The organism is Ewingella sp. AOP9-I1-14, assembly GCF_052375995.1.
Lineage (GTDB): Bacteria > Pseudomonadota > Gammaproteobacteria > Enterobacterales > Enterobacteriaceae > Ewingella > Ewingella allii.
Genome location: NZ_JBQSVA010000004.1, coordinates 395,798 through 409,750, shown reverse-complemented (window position 1 = coordinate 409,750; position 13,953 = coordinate 395,798). Strand labels below are relative to the sequence as shown.

Annotated in this window: 18 protein-coding genes; 8 read left to right on the top strand and 10 right to left on the bottom strand. The window is 50.2% G+C overall.

Translation table 11 applies throughout. From position 1 onward, the window contains the following. The 5 genes from ACT3RT_RS14515 to ACT3RT_RS14495 all read left to right on the top strand — a co-directional run. Positions 1 to 424, top strand: a 424-nt coding sequence (locus ACT3RT_RS14515) for a hypothetical protein (protein ID WP_496203221.1), incomplete at its 5' end; no start/stop codon positions are given. A 17-nt stretch (positions 425 to 441) separates the two neighbouring features. Continuing rightward, entirely contained in the window at positions 442 to 1,596 is a 1,155-nt protein-coding gene (locus ACT3RT_RS14510) for a tail fiber domain-containing protein (protein ID WP_496203220.1), read from the top strand. Between the two features lie 113 nt (positions 1,597 to 1,709). Then, positions 1,710 to 2,132 carry a translesion error-prone DNA polymerase V autoproteolytic subunit gene (umuD, locus tag ACT3RT_RS14505; RefSeq protein ID WP_496203219.1) on the top strand — a complete coding sequence of 141 codons (423 nt, stop codon included), beginning with the start codon at positions 1,710 to 1,712 and terminating at the stop codon, positions 2,130 to 2,132. Next, positions 2,132 to 3,397, top strand: coding sequence for a Y-family DNA polymerase (locus ACT3RT_RS14500; protein WP_496203218.1), 1,266 nt, complete (start codon positions 2,132 to 2,134; stop codon positions 3,395 to 3,397). Before umuD ends, ACT3RT_RS14500 begins: the two co-directional genes overlap by 1 nt. Positions 3,398 to 3,584: 187 nt before the next feature. Continuing rightward, positions 3,585 to 3,788: a hypothetical protein gene (locus ACT3RT_RS14495; protein ID WP_496203217.1), complete on the top strand. Its 204-nt coding sequence runs from the start codon at positions 3,585 to 3,587 to the stop codon at positions 3,786 to 3,788. 106 nt (positions 3,789 to 3,894) lie between these two features. Here ACT3RT_RS14495 and ACT3RT_RS14490 read toward each other — a convergent pair whose 3' ends face one another. The 5 genes from ACT3RT_RS14490 to ACT3RT_RS14470 form a co-directional block, all read right to left on the bottom strand. Further along, the gene (locus ACT3RT_RS14490) at positions 3,895 to 4,272 is read right to left on the bottom strand and encodes a hypothetical protein (protein WP_496203216.1); all 378 of its coding nucleotides are present in this window, start codon (positions 4,270 to 4,272) and stop codon (positions 3,895 to 3,897) included. After that, positions 4,272 to 4,892: a hypothetical protein gene (locus ACT3RT_RS14485; protein ID WP_496203215.1), complete on the bottom strand. Its 621-nt coding sequence runs from the start codon at positions 4,890 to 4,892 to the stop codon at positions 4,272 to 4,274. Before ACT3RT_RS14485 ends, ACT3RT_RS14490 begins: the two co-directional genes overlap by 1 nt. A gap of 239 nt (positions 4,893 to 5,131) precedes the next feature. Continuing rightward, entirely contained in the window at positions 5,132 to 5,329 is a 198-nt protein-coding gene (locus tag ACT3RT_RS14480) for a hypothetical protein (protein WP_496203214.1), read from the bottom strand. Positions 5,330 to 5,350: 21 nt separating this feature from the next. Beyond that, a complete protein-coding gene (locus ACT3RT_RS14475) occupies positions 5,351 to 5,593 on the bottom strand; it encodes a DinI-like family protein (protein ID WP_496203213.1) in 243 nt (80 codons plus the stop codon). A 60-nt stretch (positions 5,594 to 5,653) separates the two neighbouring features. Further along, on the bottom strand, positions 5,654 to 6,742 hold the full coding sequence (locus tag ACT3RT_RS14470) for a site-specific integrase (protein WP_496203212.1): 1,089 nt from the start codon (positions 6,740 to 6,742) through the stop codon (positions 5,654 to 5,656). A 416-nt stretch (positions 6,743 to 7,158) separates the two neighbouring features. Between ACT3RT_RS14470 and ACT3RT_RS14465 the strand changes: the two genes are divergently transcribed. Beyond that, the gene (locus ACT3RT_RS14465; protein WP_353502179.1) at positions 7,159 to 7,323 is read left to right on the top strand and encodes a hypothetical protein; all 165 of its coding nucleotides are present in this window, start codon (positions 7,159 to 7,161) and stop codon (positions 7,321 to 7,323) included. Positions 7,324 to 7,419: 96 nt separating this feature from the next. On the opposite strand, the gene cmoB is transcribed toward ACT3RT_RS14465, so the two are convergent. From cmoB to ACT3RT_RS14440, 5 genes are all read right to left on the bottom strand, one after another. Next, entirely contained in the window at positions 7,420 to 8,391 is a 972-nt protein-coding gene (cmoB, locus tag ACT3RT_RS14460; RefSeq protein WP_353502178.1) for a tRNA 5-methoxyuridine(34)/uridine 5-oxyacetic acid(34) synthase CmoB, read from the bottom strand. Then, complete coding sequence (gene cmoA, locus ACT3RT_RS14455) at positions 8,388 to 9,131, bottom strand: carboxy-S-adenosyl-L-methionine synthase CmoA (RefSeq protein ID WP_396130614.1); 744 nt, start codon at positions 9,129 to 9,131, stop codon at positions 8,388 to 8,390. Before cmoA ends, cmoB begins: the two co-directional genes overlap by 4 nt. A gap of 170 nt (positions 9,132 to 9,301) precedes the next feature. After that, a complete protein-coding gene (locus ACT3RT_RS14450) occupies positions 9,302 to 9,700 on the bottom strand; it encodes an MAPEG family protein (RefSeq protein WP_185689958.1) in 399 nt (132 codons plus the stop codon). Positions 9,701 to 9,869: 169 nt separating this feature from the next. Then, entirely contained in the window at positions 9,870 to 10,688 is an 819-nt protein-coding gene (locus tag ACT3RT_RS14445; protein ID WP_496203211.1) for a DUF72 domain-containing protein, read from the bottom strand. A gap of 69 nt (positions 10,689 to 10,757) precedes the next feature. After that, positions 10,758 to 11,333 (bottom strand): hydrolase, encoded by a 576-nt coding sequence (locus ACT3RT_RS14440; protein WP_353502175.1) that lies wholly within the window; start codon positions 11,331 to 11,333, stop codon positions 10,758 to 10,760. Positions 11,334 to 11,682: 349 nt separating this feature from the next. Here ACT3RT_RS14440 and aspS point away from each other — a divergent pair, with 349 nt between their 5' ends. Next, positions 11,683 to 13,491, top strand: coding sequence for an aspartate--tRNA ligase (gene aspS / locus ACT3RT_RS14435; protein WP_496203210.1), 1,809 nt, complete (start codon positions 11,683 to 11,685; stop codon positions 13,489 to 13,491). After that, positions 13,491 to 13,937 (top strand): dihydroneopterin triphosphate diphosphatase, encoded by a 447-nt coding sequence (gene nudB, locus ACT3RT_RS14430; RefSeq protein WP_353502173.1) that lies wholly within the window; start codon positions 13,491 to 13,493, stop codon positions 13,935 to 13,937. The genes aspS and nudB overlap by 1 nt, the downstream gene beginning before the upstream one ends. Positions 13,938 to 13,953: the final 16 nt, after the last annotated feature.

Below are 13,953 nucleotides of genomic sequence, written 5' to 3'. Positions count from 1 at the left end.
CTCCAGCGGAGGGAGTCAATCCGGTATTTCAATAAATATACAGGTTTGCGCATTCTCCATGAAGAGTCCTACCGTCCCTGATTGGGGTATCCAAGTTTACGGTTTAGATGGAAAAACGAGTTTTACCAGTGAAGAAATGCCAATTGTTTATAGGGGGAATATTAACTCTCCGGGCAGAGGTGGGGCGACCACTTATTTCTCTAACCAAGACCAAGCTAATAGACCAATGATCCCTGTTTTAAAAATTGGAGGGCAACTTATAAGTAAAAGTTGGTTCCATTTAGGAATGGCGAGAAGCGGAAATGCTTTTTTTGGCAGACCAGCGGGATTTATTAATGGTGGTGATAACAACAATCAAGATCAGCAAGTTGTTGGTTATGAATCGAAGCAGCTCCCATTTATTTACGCATCAGACTACTTTTAATTTCAATAGGAAATATTATGGCTTGGTATAGAGACGGAACGGTAAGAGTTACAAACGGCAGCGCGACGGTAACTGGCACTGGCACTTTATGGGGTGACAATAAACAGGGTATTGGTCCGGGGCAGATGCTACTTGTTCCTGCCGCTGGCACAGTTCAGGTTTATGAGATTCTGCGAGTAGACAGCAACACCCAGTTAACGCTGAAGGATAATTTTGTAGGAACGACCTCGGCAGCATCAGTATACGCAATACCCTCGTTCTATACGGACTCGGTACCTGATTTCGCGCGACGCCTATCTGCTCAGCTCGGCTATTATCAAAGCCAAATGGATGGCTGGCAGCAAATCATGACTGGCTCAGGGAGTGTCACTTTAACCACACCTAACGGGCAGACAGTTACCATCAGCAGCTTCAAGAAACTCACTGATGATATGTCAGGCAAGGCAAGTAACACTGACCCAAGGTTATCTACTGTTGATGGTAAGTCCGGAGGAAGGATATCAACCTCAGTAGATGTAACAAATGAGCTAGGTGTTGTAACTGACATCAATGGCCTTGGATATACTTCATTTAAGTTTCCAACGACCTTAGCCAGGCTATGCTATTCATTTACAGAAAATCTAGGCGATCTGGTAATGGTTACAACAGATCGAACTCTGACGGGTACTGAAAAATATTTCGCCATGAGGAAGTCAGGCCAATTCACAACACAAGGAAACATAACCTGCTTGTCACTCACTCAAACATCTGACGCCGACAAAAAAGGCCATATAACTCCGATCGAGAATGCATTAGATAAACTCAGCCGGATACGGGGCGTGACTTATGTCATGAAAGACGACGGTACGCCGTCAGCCGGTGTTATTGCACAGGAGTTGATGAATGAATTGCCTGAGGCTGTTGGATCTACTTTTGATGACTACGACCAGTATGGCGAAGTAGAGGAAGAGGTACCTGTTGAAGTTGTAAACGAGAACGGTGAAAAGAGCACAATTACGGAGATCAGAAAGGTAATCAGGCTGATCAGAAAAAGAGATGATTCCAAGCGAAGCTATACGGTTGAGTACTCTGGCGTTATTGCTTTAGCAGTTCAGGCCATCAATGAACTTTCTGAAAAGGTGAAATCCCTAGAAGCTGAAGTTGCCTCTTTAAAGCCACAGCAGGCGAGCTAAATTTCTTTCCTTTCCGATCAGCAGTATACCTGCGCTAGCAAAATCCCTACTTCCCAACACAAAAAACTCATGATTATACTGTATGCATAACCAGTTATTTTTGGGCGTGCATTATGAATATCTTTTACCCAGTTCCAGAACCTTTAAAGCTTTCCATCCCCTTTTTTCAAGACAAAGTGCAGGCGGGGTTCCCTTCGCCCGCGCAGGACTACATTGAAAAAGGCATCGATCTCAATGAGCTTTGCGTTAACCACCCGGCGGCCACGTACTTTGTGATGGCCACGGGTATGAGTATGGTTGATGCGGGGATTTACGAAGGGTCATTGCTGGTAGTGGATAGAAGCCTGCAGGCAAAGCATGGTGACATCATCATCGCGTCGGTGGCGGGTGAGTACACAGTAAAGCGGCTTTGCACTCACCCAGTCCTTCAGCTAATCCCAATGAATCCCGACTTTCCGCCTATCGTCCTGCATGACGGTGGGGATGATTTGGAAGTATTTGGTGTCGTTACGTTCACCATTAATGGGTTGCAGTGATGTTTGCCTTGGCGGATGTGAACAGCTTTTATGCCAGTTGCGAGACCGTATTCCGGCCTGACCTCAAAGGGCGGCCAGTTGTCGTTTTAAGCAACAACGATGGCTGCGTTATCGCCCGCAGCGCGGAGGCGAAAAAGCTTGGCATCAAGATGGGGGATCCGTTCTTTAAAATGCGCGACCTGTTTGAGCGGCACAAAATTGTGACGTTCAGCAGCAACTATGCCCTTTATGCAGACATGAGCTCCCGCGTCATGACGGTGCTGGAAGAGATGGCGCCCGCCGTGGAAATATACTCAATTGATGAAGCTTTCATGAACCTGCAAGGGGTCAGTAATTGCAAGAATCTCGAGGAGTTCGGGCGTGAGGTCCGGGCAAAGGTTCTGCAATGGACGGGGCTAACGGTCGGCGTGGGCATAGGGCCGACGAAAACACTCGCCAAGCTGGCTAATCATGCTGCAAAAAAATGGACCAAGACCGGCGGCGTGGTAGATTTGTCGCTCTTGGCGCGCCAGCGAAAACTCATGGCGTTGGTCGAGGTCGGCGATGTTTGGGGAGTCGGCCGCCGGATATCGAAAAAGCTCAATGACATGGGCATCACAACAGCTCTTCAACTAGCCGACGCGCCTACCGGCCTGATACGAAAGCATTTCAACGTGGTGCTCGAGCGCACGGTCAGGGAGTTGCGAGGAGAGCCGTGCTTAGAGCTGGAAGAGTTTGCACCAACCAAGCAACAGATAGTCTGCTCCCGCTCCTTCGGCGACCGTGTTACCGAGTATGAGCTGATGCGCGAAGCCATTTGCAGCCATGCGGTCAGAGCCGCGGAGAAGCTGCGCGGTGAACGGCAGTATTGCCGGCACATTTCCGCATTCGTTAAAACCAGCCCGTTCTCTGTGAATGAGGTCTATTACGGCAAGACCGCTGGGACAAAGCTCCAGATCCCCACACAGGACAGCCGTGACATTGTGGCCGCCGCCGCTCAATGCTTGGATGCGATATGGCAGGACGGGCATCGGTTTCAGAAGTGCGGGGTGATGCTCGGTGATTTTTACAGCCAGGGTGTCGCGCAGTTAGGTTTATTCGACGAGTACAAGCCGCGGTCCAACAGCGAACAGCTAATGGCCGTGTTGGATGGAATTAATCATAGCGGGAAGGGGCGTGTTTGGTTTGCCGGGCAAGGGGTGCAAAAGAGCTGGGAGATGAAAAGGCAAATGCTTTCGCCAGCGTATACGACACGCTTTAGTGACCTCATGCGAGTAAAGGTATAGGCACTGGGTTGAAAAAAAGCCCACGTTAACGGTGGGCTGCAATCAGTAGGTACTTCGGTCTTGGCGGACCAGCTGTTCTTCGTCAGCTACCTTGAGTTTAGCCCGACCTGTCAGATTTGCCATGTTGTAGGCGCTAATCTAATCGGGCATGTTATTCGGACAAACAATCCAAACTGCTGGGTGACTTATGAGTGAATCATGGGAAGAAGAGCGTTCTGCATTCATAGCTGGTGAGATTGGCGGCGCGGTGATTGAGCTGGTATCCGAGGGCGTTGTGATTGACAGGAATACCATCGTCGAAAGGCTTGAGGATAAGCGCAAGAGTGTGGGTAACACCGCCCACAAAGGGATACTGCGCGATGCTGCTGAGTTCGTGAGGAAAGGGCGGTAGCCGTCAGTGAATTGGCAGAATGAAAAAACCGGCCACGAAGGCCGGTGAAATCGGAAACGACAGGTTTATTGTTTTTAAGTGAACTCAGAACGCTGGATAGGTTTACTTATATAAGAGTTTTTTTAGGGGGCAGTTTCATTGGAGGATGAGCATCGTAATGAACAAATCTTGCCCCTGAATTCGGTACATTTTGGTAATGAACAATGTGACTCGATGTCCAATCTCCAAAGGTTTTCTGTTGATCATAGTACTTATGACCAACATGGTAATGCCAGAGATGTTTTTCGATAGCGTACTGAATTAATTCGAGTCGTCTTACGTGATTCTCACTAACACCGGTGGACGGTTTATTGCGCCCCGGTAAAGCGTCATAGCCTGATGATTTTAAGATTGAAATAAAATCACCAATTAATTTTAGCTCTGGTTGGCTCAGTGTTTTCATTAATTCAATAAATGATTTTGAATAGCTTATACCGACAGCCATTATACATCCTTCTTCATCGACTGAATCCAATCTGCAAAATCGTCGCCAGTAGTTACCCAGTCAGGATGTGCGACGTTGCCAGAGTTAATTGACTGGGATAAAACATCCATGTCATATGAGAATTCATCTTTATTATCAACTTGATGAAGCTTAACCAACTCGTACAATTCCGTAGAGACCTTTTGGTAGTCCTCAAAGATCTGCAGCGCCTTTGTCTTCATGTACCGAAGGTGTTGCAGGTGAGGAGCCCACTCAACCATAGTTTCTGCTCTAAAGAACGTATAAAACATTCTTTTGTTGCCGGTATTTATTGCTTCCACAAGGTTATAAAGGTTTTTTGAGCTACTTTCTTTTATCTCAAGACTTTTAATTTCTTCAGCGCTTCCAGACTTCAAAACAGAAATCATTTTTCTAGCTTCTGAGCATTGGAGTTTTACAGCATCAACAATTTCATCAGTTTTTTTGATTGCACCTGCAACCTGTTTCTTTGTGAGTGAGCGATGATGGCTACGGTCGAAGTCGTCCAGAGGGCGCTCAACTGCTTGAGAAACCTCAAAGAATACGCCCTTAACCTTATCTAGGTTTGGGCCTAAGAAGGCTGCTGCCTCTATGCCGATCATGTCATTCATCCTGTAAGTCTATTTGGTAATGCAGTTGTAGGCAAACAGCACAAAATGTTCCATGCCTGAGAGAATAGTGAACATTCGCAGATAATCGAGAAATGAGAAAATGGCGACAAATGCTATTTTTTCTCTAAGCTGGTTCACCTACTGCTATGCATTCAAGGATTTATAATAGAACGGATCGTACTCAATAAAAATACTGGTTTTTTATCAGGTGAGTTCGCGCGGTCAATTCTTCAATGCATGATTTTTTTGGGAGAGGGTTTGATGTGATCGAGGCTGCTCGGAACCTCATCGCCCTCCGCTAAAAACTCATGACCAATAATCTCGCCGTCTTTCATCTCAAGAGCGACCCGAACATTTTCGAGCGTTCGGACATCGATACCAAGCCGCTCGAAGTATTCAACAACCTTGGCTTTTGATTTTTCGTCCATCAGTTCTATCTCTCCTTTAGCTTACTCAAATCCTAACCAGTTATCGGCATCCTCAAACATCCCTTCAACTATCCCCGCAATGACAGCCTTCTGGGCCTTACTGGCATCCGTATTGATGCTGCTGAGCGTTACCATCGGTTTAACCTTCACATCAGCATCAGGGAAGGTGCCATGCACGCGCTTGGTCAGTTCTGCATGGATCAGCGCCTTGGCGTCCGGTATCCCTTCGAAGTTTCTCTTATCGTAAATCAGCTCAACGAACATAAAATCACTCCACATAGATTTAACTGGTTATTCATACAGTATTTGTGTTTTGTGAAATGATCAACTGGAAGATTTCGATTTCAGTAGTTCAAATTTATCGTGAAGTGTTTGAGGGAAAATCTCTCGGTAGACCTTCCATAGAATATCTAATGACTTGTGACCAGTAACTTGGGCCACTTCTTCTAAACTAAACCCTGCCTCAAATAATCGGCTTGCACCCTCCCGGCGCAGGTCATGGTAGTGAAGGTCTTCAACACCCAGCTCCTTGGTGACCTGACGAAACGTCTGAGTTAAAGAACGTTCCTTAAATGGAAACACGCAATCGCCTTTCTCAGGTTGACTTTCCAGTATTTCCCATGCCTGACCAAGAAGAGGCACAACCATGTGGTTTCCCTGTTTTTTACGCGGGTCTTTCCGGTCACGAACGAGAACTGACCGGTTCTTTTTATCAACATCTGCCCACTGAATTCGAGTAACTTCTCCGATCCTCATACAGGAAAGTACAGAGAACATCAAAATGTCGGCGAATGGTGCTCCCGAATAGGACGTAACTGTTTTTTCCTTTAAACGTTCAATAATCCTATCTAGCTCAAAACCTGTAGGTCTTCGACTTCGAGTATTGCCCGTTCCAATGATCCCCATCTGGCGCATCGTTTCTCTAGCGGTGATAAAAGCCTCGTAATCGATAGATATGTCAAAAAGTGGTTTTGCTGAGCTAAGAGCCTTGCCAATATAATTTATGTCATGCGCGGCAGTTGAGGGTTGAACGGTTGTCCGTCTCATAACCGCATGGTCTATATACGAGCTCGTGGTAAGTTCATTCAGAGGTATTGTCGCAATGTGCGCCCTGAGCACCAAGTTGAGGGTTTCTCTTTTTGAGCGTCCAAATTTCACATGTGGATGATCCATATACTTTTGAATCAACTCACCTAGGGTTAGAATTTGTTCGGCTGATTTAGCGGGTAGGGGTAATCCATTTTGTTCAATGTCAGCGACGCGATTGACACCCCAAGCTTTAGCTAAGCTCTGTTTTGCGAAAGTCTTTCTCTCACGATGAAGATATTTTCCATCCTCTTTAACGCCGACAGTGCAGCGGTAACGCAGCTCACCTGAAGCGGTGAGTCTTTTTTCGATACTGTAATAGGCCATCGTAAACTACCTCAGGGGGTGCTGCAGGGGGTGCTGAGGTGGATAAAATAACTTAAAACGTTCGCATAATCGACATAAATATACAGTATAAATAAACAGTATTTATATCAAGTAATTGATTTTATTGGTGTTAATATCAAGGCGTGGAACGGCTCGCCCGTCATTTTGGCGGGGCTTTTTTTATTCTGCGCGCGGCGAATTCGGCGTGGTCAATTTTCATTCATAAGAAAAATTTAACCATAACATCTTTAAGTGCGTTTTCTCTTAAGCCCTATCGCTATTTTTCGCGGCATTGGCTATCTTTATAGAACTGGATTTTTCACTTCGCGGAGATTGCAATAGGCATAGTCCTAATGCACAACAATATGCCGGATATGCAAATTTATTGCGAAAACTGTGGGTCTGATAGATTTACAGTGAGCAAAACCAAACCGATGGATTTGGCGGTAAAAGCGCTGATTTGTCGCGCCTGTGGGACACCCACTCGGGCTGACACTATCGTGGTGTACACCGAGCATACCTGGATAAGCCAAACTCCGATTAATGAAGTGGATGAGGATTTCTCAAGGCGGTCGATGTAGCGCTGCGACAGGGTTTTTAACATGCAAAAAATGGCGGATAAGACCGCCATTTTTTATGCCTGCTCTTGGCCATTTTCGGCCTGTTTCACCCCCGCACTAGGGCTTGTTGGCGATCAGCAAGGCGCGCCTTGGAGCCGGATAGCCTTCAATGGTTTTGGTCGGATCCTTAGGATCAAGGAATTCAGCCAGGGACTCGCTGGTCATCCACGGCGTGCGGCGCTGCTCTTCCAGCGTGGTCACGCTGACATCGGCGATGCGCACATTCACAAATCCGCACTTAATCAACCAGCCTTTCAACGCCTCGGCGGAAGGGATGAAATAGATATTATTCATCTGGGCATAACGGTCGCCCGGCACCAGCACTTGCTGGCTGTCGCCTTCCACTACCAGCGTTTCAAGCACCAGTTCTCCGCCATTTACCAACTGATTTTTCAGCTGATATAAATGGTCCAGCGGCGAGCGGCGGTGATAGAGCACGCCCATCGAGAAGACAGTGTCGAAGGCATTCAGCTCTGGCAACTGCTCAATACCCAGCGGCAGAAGATGGGCGCGCTGGTCCCCGCCCAGCAGTTTACGCACGGCTTCGAACTGGCAGAGGAACAGCTGCATAGGGTCGATGCCCACCGCCAGATGAGCGCCCGCGCCAATCATGCGCCACATGTGATAGCCACTGCCACAGCCGACATCCAGAATAGTGCGACCGGCCAGCGAGGAGATGTGCGGCAAGACGCGATCCCACTTCCAGTCTGAACGCCATTCGGTGTCGATTTCCACGTCATACAGTGAAAACGGCCCTTTACGCCATGGCATCAGGTTGCGCAGCAGGTTTTCAATTCCTTCGCGCTGGCCCTGAGGCAGAGGTTCCAGCATATTGGCCGTCACGCTGTGCAGCAGGTCGAGTTTCTCTGGCTGCAACAGCGGCAGGCGATCCACCGCGTTGAACCACATCTTAAATTTGCCGTGCAACGACTCTTTTTGCCACGCGGTCAGCTGGGATGGCAGGGTGTTAAGCCAGGGGCTGAGCGGGCCTTTAGCGATGCGCTGATAGAAGTCACCAAACTCAATCATTCGGCGTCTCCCGCTTTCAGAGCAATCAGCGAGCCGAAGTTAAAGCACTGGAACCACACTTCGGAGTGCTCGAAACCGGCCTGCTTCAAACGGGCTTTGTGGGTTTCCACCGAGTCAGTGAGCATGACGTTTTCCAGCATGCTGCGCTTTTGGCTGATTTCCAGCTCGCTATAGCCATTGGCGCGCTTGAAATCGTGGTGCATGTTGAACAGCAATTCGCCGACGTCTTGATCTTCGAAACTGAATTTTTCGGACAGCACTAGGGCCGCGCCCGGACGCATCCCCTGATACACCTGATTTAACAGGCGCTGGCGATCGGCAGGCTCTAAGAATTGCAGGGTAAAGTTGAGCACCACCATGGAGGCGTTGCTCAGCTCGACGTCGAGAATGTCGGCTTCAATCACGCTGACCGGCGTCTCGGCGCGGAAGGCGTCGATGTGGCGGCGGCAGCGTTCAACCATGGCGGGGGAGTTGTCGACAGCAATAATTTCGCAGCCCGCGACTTTAATATTACGACGCATCGACAGCGTGGCGGCACCCAAGGAGCAGCCAAGGTCATAGACGCGAGAGTCAGGCTGCACGAAGCGTTCGGCCAGCATGCCAATCATCGAAATAATATTTGAATAACCCGGAACGGAGCGTTGGATCATGTCGGGGAAAACTTCTGCGACACGTTCATCAAATGTCCAATCGCCGAGTTTGTCTATCGGTGCCGAAAAAAGAGTATCTTGCTTAGCCATAGTACGAAGTCAGACCAAAGATTGAGGGAGCGTAATTTTGAGGGCAGATTTTAGCAGAGTACGCGTAGAGCAGATACCGATAAAATAGGCGTATTGCTCAGGCGGAGCGGGGAGGCAGAGGTTCCTCCCCGTAAATGCTGGCTACGGAAAACCGTTATGGCGAGAAACCACTACCAGCGAATATTGAGAAACTGCGACCAGGGTAGATAAAAGGTATTGACTCCTACCATGAGGAGTAAAGAAATATAGGTTGCGGCCATGCCGTTGCGACGCCAACCGAATTCCCGATTTTTTAACCCATAGTAATGACAAAGACGGCCCGCAATTAACATCAATCCACAAACGTGAACCATCCAGGCTTCGGCACCGTTCATCTCCATCATGACTAATAACAAGCAGCCAATCGGCAGATATTCAACGGCGTTGCCGTGTACCCGGATCGCGGTCTGGAGTTCATAGGAGCCGCCGTCGCCGGTGGAAATACGGTATTGCGTGCGTAAACGAACCACGTCGAATGACAATTTAAGCAGTAGCACTGCGGCGAGCACGACATATAACGCGCTGATCATTTTACAACCTCGATATTACAGAGTTGGCTTGGGGACTAAGGCAAGTAATCCGCAGAAGCCACTGACAATTTTCGAGGCAATGATAACGAGGTAACATTTCAGTGTCTTGATGAATAACGCAAATCGCTAAAAAAAACGTATTAATAGAACAGCTCTCACGCCTCCCTATTTAGAACAAGGAGTCCTGCTCCGGCCAGTCTGGGGCGGGCGGCAGGTCAGGCAGTGTCAGGCGTAATTGCTGCCACAGCTTCTGCGCCTGCTGGGGGGCGTCGCTGCAATCTGGCGTATGAATAAACAGGTAGGGCTGATGCTGATTGGCCTGCCACTGTTTGAGCTTTTCAACCCATACCTTGAAGAAGTGCTGGTTGTCCTCCAGCACGTCGCCGCCGATAAAACGCACTATTGGCCGCTCAGCGGTGACCAGCGCATGCACCGGCAGCACGGGTTTCTTTCTCTGCGCCTCGCGCACGGCTTCGGTCAGCGGCTTGGCGTGATGCACCGGGCGGCTGTCTAAAATCACCCGGCTGATCCCCCGCTGATGTAACCCCTGATTCAGGGCGCGCTCATCTTCCCCCTTGGCAAAGAAATCCAGATGGCGAACCTCTACGCCGTAATCAAAGCCTGCTGGTAATGCATCCATAAACTGCCACAGCCGGTCTAGATCGCGCGGTGCGAAGGCGCTCGGCAGCTGCAACCATAACTGACCAATGCGCGAGCCGAGTGGCTCAATCACCTGATAAAACTCGGCAATATCCGCCTCGCAGTCGCGCAGCGCGGCCTTGTGGCTAATTAAGGAAGGGAACTTGAAGCAGAAGCGAAAATCTTCGGGGGTCATATCGCGCCAGCGCATTACGATTTCGGGTTTTGGCAGGGCATAAAAGGTGGTGTTGCCCTCGACACAATTGAAGTAGCGTGAGTAATCCGCTAAATCACGCAGACCGATTTTCCCCCACGCGCTGTGGTTCCACTGTGGCAATCCGATATACATTCGCTGGCCTTCCTTAATGAAAACGCCGCCCGGAGGCGGCGTAAAATTTCAATACCAAACAGACTAACCTTACTGCGGCAGGGCGGCAAGTACCTCGGCGGTAGAACGAACGCGGGAGATGCGCGGGAAGATGTTCTTCACGCTAGACTGGTGGTTGTCATTGTCGTGCGCACTGCAAGCATCTTCGGCGATAACCAGCGAGAAGCCCTGTTCCCATGCGTTACGCGCGGTGGACTCCACGCCAATGTTAGTGGAGATCCCGGCCAGCACGATGGTAGTGATGCCGCGACGGCGCAGTTGCAATTCCAGATCCGTACCGTAGAAAGCACCCCATTGGCGTTTCACCACTTGAATGTCGCTGTCTGTGACTTCCAACTGCTCGGGGAATTCCCACCAAACTGCAGGCAGGCCGCCTTCTGGCGCAGGGGACGGGCGATCCACTTCTTGCTTCAGCGCTTCTGCAAAGGTGTCAGACCAACCGACGCGAACCATCACGACCGGCGCGCCCAGTTTGCGAAAGCGTTTTGCCAAATCGGCCGAATTATCCAGAACCTGCTGTGCACTGTGCGGGCCACCGGCAAACGGCAAAATGCCTTTCTGTAAGTCGATTAATACCAGCGCGGTTGTTTTTGGGTCGAGTTTCATCGGTAAGGCTCCCGAAATGTTAAGTGATGACAATATAGAGAGGGAAAACGTGAATAATGTTGTTGGCTACCTAAAAAGGATGGGGCGAGTTTATGCCAAGGCAGGGGCGAAAATGTGCATAATTTTGTTAAATTATGTGTGTTATAGGTTAACGATGGAATTGCGCGAGCTTGGGCGCGTCTTCGCTCTTATCCTCAAGTGGAAATTCCTTTATACTGACCGCCTTTTTTCGAGCTGTAATAAAACTAATTCCGCGCGCCGCAGCCTTTGCGAGCGGGCGACCAGAGTGAATAACCGTTTCCGTACCCTTTGCTGTAAGGCCGGGTAGTGGGATCAAAAGGATACCGTTATGCGTACTGTATATTGTGGGAAACTGAATGCGTCCAACGTGGGCCAGGAAGTAACGTTGTGTGGTTGGGTTAATCGTCGCCGTGATTTAGGCGGTTTAATCTTCATCGATATGCGCGACCGCGAAGGCATTGTTCAAGTTTTCTTCGACCCGGATCAAAGCGCGGCCTATGAGCTGGCTTCCGAACTGCGTAACGAATTCTGTGTACAAATCACCGGTACGGTGCGTGCTCGTCCTGAGAGCCAGTTCAACAAAGATATGGCAACGGGTGAAGTGGAAGTGTTCGCCAGCGGCCTGAATATCATCAACCGTTCAGAACCTCTGCCGCTGGACTCCAACCATAACAACACCGAAGAAGCGCGTCTGAAATACCGCTATCTGGACCTGCGTCGCCCGGAAATGGCTAACCGCCTGAAGACCCGCGCGAAAATCACCAGCCTGGTTCGCCGCTTCATGGACACCCATGACTTCCTCGACATCGAAACCCCGATGTTGACCAAAGCGACGCCAGAAGGCGCCCGCGACTATCTGGTACCGAGCCGCGTGCACAAAGGTAAGTTCTACGCGCTGCCACAGTCGCCACAGCTGTTCAAACAGCTGCTGATGATGTCTGGCTTCGACCGTTACTACCAGATTGTTAAATGCTTCCGTGACGAAGACCTGCGTGCTGACCGCCAGCCAGAATTCACCCAGATCGATGTCGAAACCTCATTCATGACCGCCGAGCAAGTGCGTGAAGTGATGGAGGAACTGGCGCGCGAGCTGTGGACTGAAGTGAAAGGCGTGGATCTGGGCGACTTCCCAATTATGACCTTCGCCGAAGCCATGCGCCGCTACGGTTCCGACAAGCCAGACCTACGTAACCCGATGGAGCTGGTGGACGTCGCTGACCTGCTGAAAGATATCGATTTCAAAGTCTTTGCCGATCCCGCCAATGACCCGAAAGGCCGCGTTGCTGCTCTGCGCGTTCCGGGCGGTGCTCAGCTGAGCCGTAAACAAATTGATGAATACGCCAAATTCATTGAGATCTATGGCGCGAAAGGCTTGGCTTACATCAAAGTCAACGAAATCGCCAAAGGGCTGGAAGGCATTCAAAGCCCGGTGGCTAAGTTCCTCAATGAAGAGCTGCTGCTGGCGCTGATTGGCCGCACCGGCGCGCAAGATGGCGACATCATCTTCTTCGGCGCAGCCAGCGCGAAAATTGTCACTGACGCTATCGGCGCGCTGCGTCTGAAAGTGGGCCGCGACCTGAAAATTACCAATGAAAACAGCTGGGCGCCGCTGTGGGTCATCGACTTCCCAATGTTCGAAGACACCGACGAAGGCGGCCTGTCTGCCATGCACCACCCGTTCACTGCGCCAAAAGAGATGACCGCAGAAGAGCTGGGCGCGAACCCAACTTCCGCGATCGCCAATGCCTATGACATGGTGATCAACGGTTATGAAGTGGGCGGCGGCTCGGTGCGTATTCACCGCAGCGAAATGCAGCAGACCGTGTTCGGCATTCTGGGGATTAACGAGCACGAGCAGCGCGAGAAGTTTGGCTTCCTGCTCGACGCCCTGAAATACGGCACGCCTCCGCACGCGGGCCTGGCGTTCGGCCTTGACCGTCTGGTGATGCTGCTGACCGGCACCGAAAACATTCGTGACGTGATTGCCTTCCCGAAAACCACCGCAGCGGCCTGCCTGATGACCGAAGCACCAAGCTTCGCCAATCCGGCTTCTCTGTTGGAACTGGGTATCGCCGTTGTTGCGAAGAAAGACGCCTCGAAAGAAGTGAAGTCGGACACAGATTCAGAGAATAACTGATGAGCCATAAGCGTCCTGAGTCGATACTGTGCGTCATCTACGCCAGCAACACCGGCCGGGTGCTCATGCTTCAACGACGGGATGATGCGAATTTTTGGCAGTCGGTTACCGGTAGCCTTGAAGGCGAGGAGTCCCCGAAACAAACCGCGCAGCGTGAAGTTTTGGAAGAGGTGGGGATTGATATTGCGGGCGAGAGTCTGCATTTAGTTGACTGCCAGCGCTGCGTGGAGTTTGAGCTGTTTGCTCATTTGCGTTATCGCTATGCTCCCGGCGTGACCCGAAACAAAGAACATTGGTTCTGTCTGGCGTTACCCGCAGAGCGGGATGTGGTCATTACCGAGCATCTTGCTTACCAGTGGCTCGACAAATCCGCCGCGGCGGCCTTGACGGTGTCACCGAGTAACCAGCAGGCGATTGAAGAATTTGTAACTATTCAGTCTACGTAGACTATTTGGAGATATT

Excerpts from the sequence above, each read along its gene's own strand:
- ACT3RT_RS14510 (WP_496203220.1), top strand. The coding sequence starts at position 442 with ATGGCTTGGTATAGAGACGGAACGGTAAGAGTTACAAACGGCAGCGCG.
- umuD (WP_496203219.1), top strand. The coding sequence starts at position 1,710 with ATGAATATCTTTTACCCAGTTCCAGAACCTTTAAAGCTTTCCATCCCC.
- ACT3RT_RS14500 (WP_496203218.1), top strand. The coding sequence starts at position 2,132 with ATGTTTGCCTTGGCGGATGTGAACAGCTTTTATGCCAGTTGCGAGACC.
- ACT3RT_RS14495 (WP_496203217.1), top strand. The coding sequence starts at position 3,585 with ATGAGTGAATCATGGGAAGAAGAGCGTTCTGCATTCATAGCTGGTGAG.
- ACT3RT_RS14490 (WP_496203216.1), bottom strand. The coding sequence starts at position 4,272 with ATGGCTGTCGGTATAAGCTATTCAAAATCATTTATTGAATTAATGAAA.
- ACT3RT_RS14485 (WP_496203215.1), bottom strand. The coding sequence starts at position 4,892 with ATGATCGGCATAGAGGCAGCAGCCTTCTTAGGCCCAAACCTAGATAAG.
- ACT3RT_RS14480 (WP_496203214.1), bottom strand. The coding sequence starts at position 5,329 with ATGGACGAAAAATCAAAAGCCAAGGTTGTTGAATACTTCGAGCGGCTT.
- ACT3RT_RS14475 (WP_496203213.1), bottom strand. The coding sequence starts at position 5,593 with ATGTTCGTTGAGCTGATTTACGATAAGAGAAACTTCGAAGGGATACCG.
- ACT3RT_RS14470 (WP_496203212.1), bottom strand. The coding sequence starts at position 6,742 with ATGGCCTATTACAGTATCGAAAAAAGACTCACCGCTTCAGGTGAGCTG.
- cmoB (WP_353502178.1), bottom strand. The coding sequence starts at position 8,391 with ATGATTGAGTTTGGTGACTTCTATCAGCGCATCGCTAAAGGCCCGCTC.
- cmoA (WP_396130614.1), bottom strand. The coding sequence starts at position 9,131 with ATGGCTAAGCAAGATACTCTTTTTTCGGCACCGATAGACAAACTCGGC.
- ACT3RT_RS14450 (WP_185689958.1), bottom strand. The coding sequence starts at position 9,700 with ATGATCAGCGCGTTATATGTCGTGCTCGCCGCAGTGCTACTGCTTAAA.
- ACT3RT_RS14445 (WP_496203211.1), bottom strand. The coding sequence starts at position 10,688 with ATGTATATCGGATTGCCACAGTGGAACCACAGCGCGTGGGGGAAAATC.
- ACT3RT_RS14440 (WP_353502175.1), bottom strand. The coding sequence starts at position 11,333 with ATGAAACTCGACCCAAAAACAACCGCGCTGGTATTAATCGACTTACAG.
- aspS (WP_496203210.1), top strand. The coding sequence starts at position 11,683 with ATGCGTACTGTATATTGTGGGAAACTGAATGCGTCCAACGTGGGCCAG.
- nudB (WP_353502173.1), top strand. The coding sequence starts at position 13,491 with ATGAGCCATAAGCGTCCTGAGTCGATACTGTGCGTCATCTACGCCAGC.